The following is a 4939-nucleotide window of genomic DNA, read 5'->3' as shown; positions in this document are numbered from 1 at the left end:
GATCAGCTACAGCCTCAGAGTAGGGGGGCAGGTGACTATGCGGATCTACGATGTAGCAGGAAGGCTGGTCAAGACCTTGATCGACGGGACAAAAGATGCCGGCCCTCACCAGCACACGTGGGACGGCCTGAACAATCTGGGCAATCCTGTTGCCAGCGGCATCTATTTTTACCGGATGGACGCGGATGGATTCAGTGAGACCAAGAAGATGATACTCCTGAAATAATGGAGAACAGTATTGAATCAGGAGGTAGTAGAATGAAAAAAAGGATCTTCCTCTTCTCGTTGATACCGCTTCTGTTCGTGAACGGGCCACTTCTCGCCGGCCAGATCGATCCGTGTAACTCGACAGCCAGTATAAGCTGCGCCGCGATGCGGATCTCTATCTGTCCGCTGGGGGATTTCGAACTTTTCGACGCTGTCTGCGGCGCGAGTGGCGATCATATAAAGATCGTAATAAGGGACGCGATGAACAACCCGGTGCCCGGTATACCTCGTACCGATTACTGGTTAGGCGCATGTGATCCCACTTATGATCTTTGCCTGTGTTGCCAGCCGATAATAGCCGATGCGATCACCGATATTTCGGGGACAGCATATATCTGCGGAACTATCTCCGGGGGAGGATGTGTGCTGAACAGCGGCATCTACATCACGGTTCAGGGGCAGACGATCATGGACCAGCCGACGTGCATTTCACCGACATGCCTGAACATCGTGATAGTGAGTCCCGATATGACGGCCGACTGTGTCATTAACCTCTCGGATCTGGGGGTCTTCGCGGCTTCCTACGGCAGTTGTCCCGCGACCGACCCATGCGCGGACTTCAACGATGACAATTGTGTCAACCTGAGCGATCTGGCCTTATTCGCGGGGCACTACATGCATGAGTGCCGGTAACGAGTCTGAGTTTGTCCTGTGATCTTGAGTAGTGATGAGTGGGGGGGGGTGTTCAGCCCCCCCACTACATCTCTGGCACCAGGAATCCGAATAAAGTCAGGGGGCCGGGTCCGGAACCGAACAGCGCTAGAGGCGAATCAGAGCCCAGCCTTTGCCATCTGCTCCGCCGTCGACAGCAACAATAATTTTACCATCACTTTGAACGGCACAATCATTACCTGCAACTATTTCATCACTGGTGACTATTCCACTTGTACCAAAAGTAGCATCTGGTTGACCATTTGAATAAAAACGGGTAACGGTAAAGTCATAGTCAGAATCGCTATTGCTGTATCCAGCTACCACAATTTTACCATCAGTCTGAATAGCGCAGGAACGAGCATAGCCATATACATCCTCGCCTAAATCGACGGTAAGTTTTTCGTCGACCCAGTAACTGATATCCAGGTCGGGACCAACAGGACTTTTATTGTTATCATCGGTTCCACAGGACAAAAAGAATAACCCCAGTATCAAGACAACAAATAAATGGAACTTCATAAATAACTCTCCTGACAGGTAGAGACAAAATTAGATGATTATATTGTCAGTTTGAATGACTCAAGAATATGCTTCAGCAGCAGTTGTTCCAATATCTGTACAAATTATTCGTCGGCGTTAAAATCCCGGTTTTTCTGTTTTAACTATCTCAGCAGAACGATTTTTTTAGTAGTCACCAGTCCGTCCGATTCGAAACGAACGAAGTACATTCCGCTCGAAACTGCTGTATTTGCCTTGTCCCTTCCATTCCAGATGACCTGGTGTGGCCCTGGATCCCGGATCTCGTCTACGAGAATTCGCACCAGCCGTCCGCCGGCATCATAGATGCTCAGCCGAATCGGTTTTTTCTGAGCGAGGTCGAACTCAATGATTACGGAAGGGTTGAACGGATTCGGATAGACAGCACGAAAGATCGGTCCCTGCGGCATGGAAGCCGGATCGTCACCGATACCAGTCGGTATGCCCTGGTACTCGTAGGCCCCGATATCCACATACATGCCGTAGATCCGCGTGTTGCCGTCAAGATCGGTTGTAATGCCAGCCGGAACAGCTGCATTATTTCCTGCTTCAATCGCGTGTGACGAAGACCATATACGCAGATTGCCTGTGGCAGTGTCCTTGAACGATGGATCAGTGTCGATGTTGTTTCCACCATCGGTGCCAAGGGATGTATCCCATGCGCCGCTGCTGACACCGCAGTTTTCGATAAGCGAATATGAGATGACAGGAGTACTCGATACGTTATAGATCTCGTTCCCGGATGTCACTGCGGTATTGCCCCAGAGGATCACGTTGGTGATCGAGGGGGTACTGTTGAGATTGGATATTCCACCACCGCTGCCATCGTCCGCGACGTTTCCCGAAAAAGTCACATTGACGAGTTCCGGTGAATTGTCACGGTTGTACATCCCGCCTCCGAAAGCGTTCGTGCCTGTAGCTTCATTTCCCTGAAAGACAACATTTACGAGTGTTGGATCACTGGTGTCACTGTACATCCCTCCACCGCGCCAGGCATTGTTCTCCGAGAAAATTACACGGACAAGTGCCGGGGCGCTGCCGCCAAAGCTGCATAACCCGCCACCGCGTTCGGCAGAGTTCCCCGCAAAAGTTACATCTGTCAGCTCTGGCCTGCTACCGGTGTCGTTGTACATGCCTCCACCGAGCGTCGGGGATCCGATGCAGGAATTTCCCTGGAAAGTCACATAATTCAGCACCGGATGACTGTCGTCGTTGTACATTCCGCCGCCATACTCATACGTGGTGTTGCCGGTAAAGGTGACATTTATCAGAATCACATTGCTGTAGCGGTAGTTGTACATACCGCCTCCGTGTGTGTCGGCGTAATTGTTCAGGAAAGTCACGTTTAAAAGTGTAGGACTGCTTGCATCGTTGCGCATTCCGCCGCCGGAGTGTGATGCAAAACAATCCGTAAAGATGATGTTGCGGATCATCGGGCTGCCGGCATCGTTATACATTCCACCCCCGGTATGATCGGGATAGACATCCGCTCTGCCACCGGTCACCGTAAATCCATCGAGGATAGCAGTTGAATTTGTCCAGCTTCCGGTTACCACATGGTAGCTGTTGTCTGTGCTGATGCCGACGACTCCGATATCTCCGCTCAGGACAGATACATTCGCGTCCCAGTCGCGCTGGCCGACAGAGGCCTCGTTACCGGCGAATCCACCATAAAGAGCTACGCCGTTCAAAAGCAGAAAAGTGCCTGTCCGGACGGACCCTGGTGCAGGTTTATAGGTGCCTGCCGCCACCCAGATCTCGTCAAGCGAGACAGCTGTTCCCATGGCACTCTGCAGATTTGTGTAGGCGTCTGTCCATGAAGATCCGTTATTGGCTCCTGTAGCCGTTTCGTTGACAAATATTGTCCCGGCGTTGACGGGAATAAACGCGACCAGAAGAATGAATATTGAAATACGGAATGTAATGACATTCGAAGCGTGTCGACACATCGGGGAACCCCCCTTGAGAATCAGGATTTGAGGATTAGACTTACCGCCAATGGTAAGGAAATCGATTTTTTCTGTCAACGACAAACGAGGGTGGTAGATGTTTTCAATTTCCCGCCGGGCTATTCCGATTCTGACATCTTTTTTAACAGTTTTCCGGGTGGAAGCCCGAACAACCTTTTAAACTCCCGGTTGAACTGGGACGGGTTCGAGTACCCGACCTGAAAACCGGCTTCGCTGGCGTTGAGTCCGTGGGCGACCATCAATGTGCGGGAGTGATGCAGTCGGATCTTCTTCAGATATTGCAGAGGAGACATGCTGGTCACTTCCCGAAAGTTGTGATGCAGGGCGGAGGTGCTCATGCCGGCAACACGGGCAATGTCATCGATGCTCAATCTCTCGCTGAAGTTCTCATTGAGGAAGCGTGTAATGCCCGCGATCTGATGGCTGTTGCTGCTCCGAAGTACCAGATGTCGGAGCTGCCCTCCCTGTTCACCCTGAAGGACCCGGTACAGGATCTCCCGTACGATGGATGGTCCCAGTATCCGCAGGTCGGCAGGATCGGCGAGCAGGCTGAGTAAACGTATCAAAGCGTCCTGCAGAGTAGGACTTGTTCTGGAGACAAAGAGCGCCGGCTGGGCTTGACTGCACATCGGCAGAGGCGGGGGAGAATCGTCGATATTGAGCAGCAGTTCGCTGATGATTGGCAGGTCCAGGTCCAGCCCCAGCCCCAGAATGGGTTTTTTTTGGGTGGCCCTGGTGACCTCCATTTCCAGGGGCAGTGCTATCGGCACCAGCAGATATTGCAGCGGATCATAGGTGTAGACCCTTTCACCCAGGAAAATCTGTTTTTGACCCTGCACTACGACGCAGAGGCTCGATCTGTAGGGTACTGGCTGTCTGGGGAGCGGTGTCGATATGCGGGAAACCAGAAGCCCGGGCCAGAGTGTTTCAAAAAGTCCATCTTTCACCGCGATCGAGCCCACCAGCCTGGCCAGTTCACTGCTTCTGTCACCTGTGGGGGCGGATACGTTTTTTTTCATGATTTCCTTCTCTTCTACTGATGCCTCTGTCCGTTCGAAATTGAGTCACCAGGAGTATTATACAAGAAAATCGATTGAATAAGGGTAAAATCAGCAGGAAAAAGCACGATTGTGCAATGATATTGTAGTTACCGTCTACCACCGCTGTGGGAAAAAGTGTTACGTTTCAATCTGAATTGTGGGCTCCGGGAGAGCCCGGAGTGAAGTGAGACTTGTAAATGGAGGTTAATAGATGAAGGTTCTCCTGATCAATGGCCATCAGCGCTATGAAGGATTTGCCGAGGGCAAACTGAATCAGACTATTATTGACGCGACTGAAAAACAGCTGGCCGAGGCAGGTCACGAAGTGAAAACGACAATCGTGGAGAGCGGTTACGATATCGCCGAGGAACTGGGCAAGTACAAGTGGGCAGATGCTGTCTTTGTTCAGACACCCGTGTACTGGATGAGTGTTCCGTATCTATTCAAGAAGTACATCGATGAAGTCTACAC

General features: G+C 51.4%; 6 protein-coding genes. 3 read left to right on the top strand and 3 right to left on the bottom strand.

Annotated elements, in window-relative coordinates:
• Together KOO63_14000 and KOO63_13995 are read left to right on the top strand one after the other, a co-directional pair.
• The coding region (locus KOO63_14000) for a T9SS type A sorting domain-containing protein (protein MBU8922925.1) at positions 1-226 on the top strand (226 nt) is incomplete at its 5' end.
• 32 nt (positions 227-258) lie between these two features.
• On the top strand, positions 259-900 hold the full coding sequence (locus KOO63_13995; GenBank protein ID MBU8922924.1) for a hypothetical protein: 642 nt from the start codon (positions 259-261) through the stop codon (positions 898-900).
• 126 nt (positions 901-1026) lie between these two features.
• Here the strand turns inward: KOO63_13995 and KOO63_13990 are convergent, their stop codons facing one another.
• The 3 genes from KOO63_13990 to KOO63_13980 all read right to left on the bottom strand — a co-directional run bounded on the left by KOO63_13990 (position 1027) and on the right by KOO63_13980 (position 4447).
• The gene (locus tag KOO63_13990; GenBank protein ID MBU8922923.1) at positions 1027-1440 is read right to left on the bottom strand and encodes a hypothetical protein; all 414 of its coding nucleotides are present in this window, start codon (positions 1438-1440) and stop codon (positions 1027-1029) included.
• Positions 1441-1583: 143 nt separating this feature from the next.
• The gene (locus KOO63_13985) at positions 1584-3407 is read right to left on the bottom strand and encodes a T9SS type A sorting domain-containing protein (protein ID MBU8922922.1); all 1824 of its coding nucleotides are present in this window, start codon (positions 3405-3407) and stop codon (positions 1584-1586) included.
• A gap of 119 nt (positions 3408-3526) precedes the next feature.
• Positions 3527-4447: an AraC family transcriptional regulator gene (locus tag KOO63_13980; GenBank protein ID MBU8922921.1), complete on the bottom strand. Its 921-nt coding sequence runs from the start codon at positions 4445-4447 to the stop codon at positions 3527-3529.
• Positions 4448-4679: 232 nt separating this feature from the next.
• On the opposite strand from KOO63_13980, the gene KOO63_13975 reads away from it, so the two are divergent.
• A partial coding sequence (locus KOO63_13975) for an NAD(P)H-dependent oxidoreductase (protein ID MBU8922920.1) occupies positions 4680-4939 on the top strand: 260 nt, incomplete at its 3' end.

The sequence above is a fragment of the Candidatus Latescibacterota bacterium genome, from assembly GCA_019038625.1.
GTDB lineage: Bacteria > Krumholzibacteriota > Krumholzibacteriia > Krumholzibacteriales > Krumholzibacteriaceae > JAGLYV01.
Note: the sequence above shows the minus strand (reverse complement) of the source record. Positions and strands in the feature narration are given on the sequence as shown.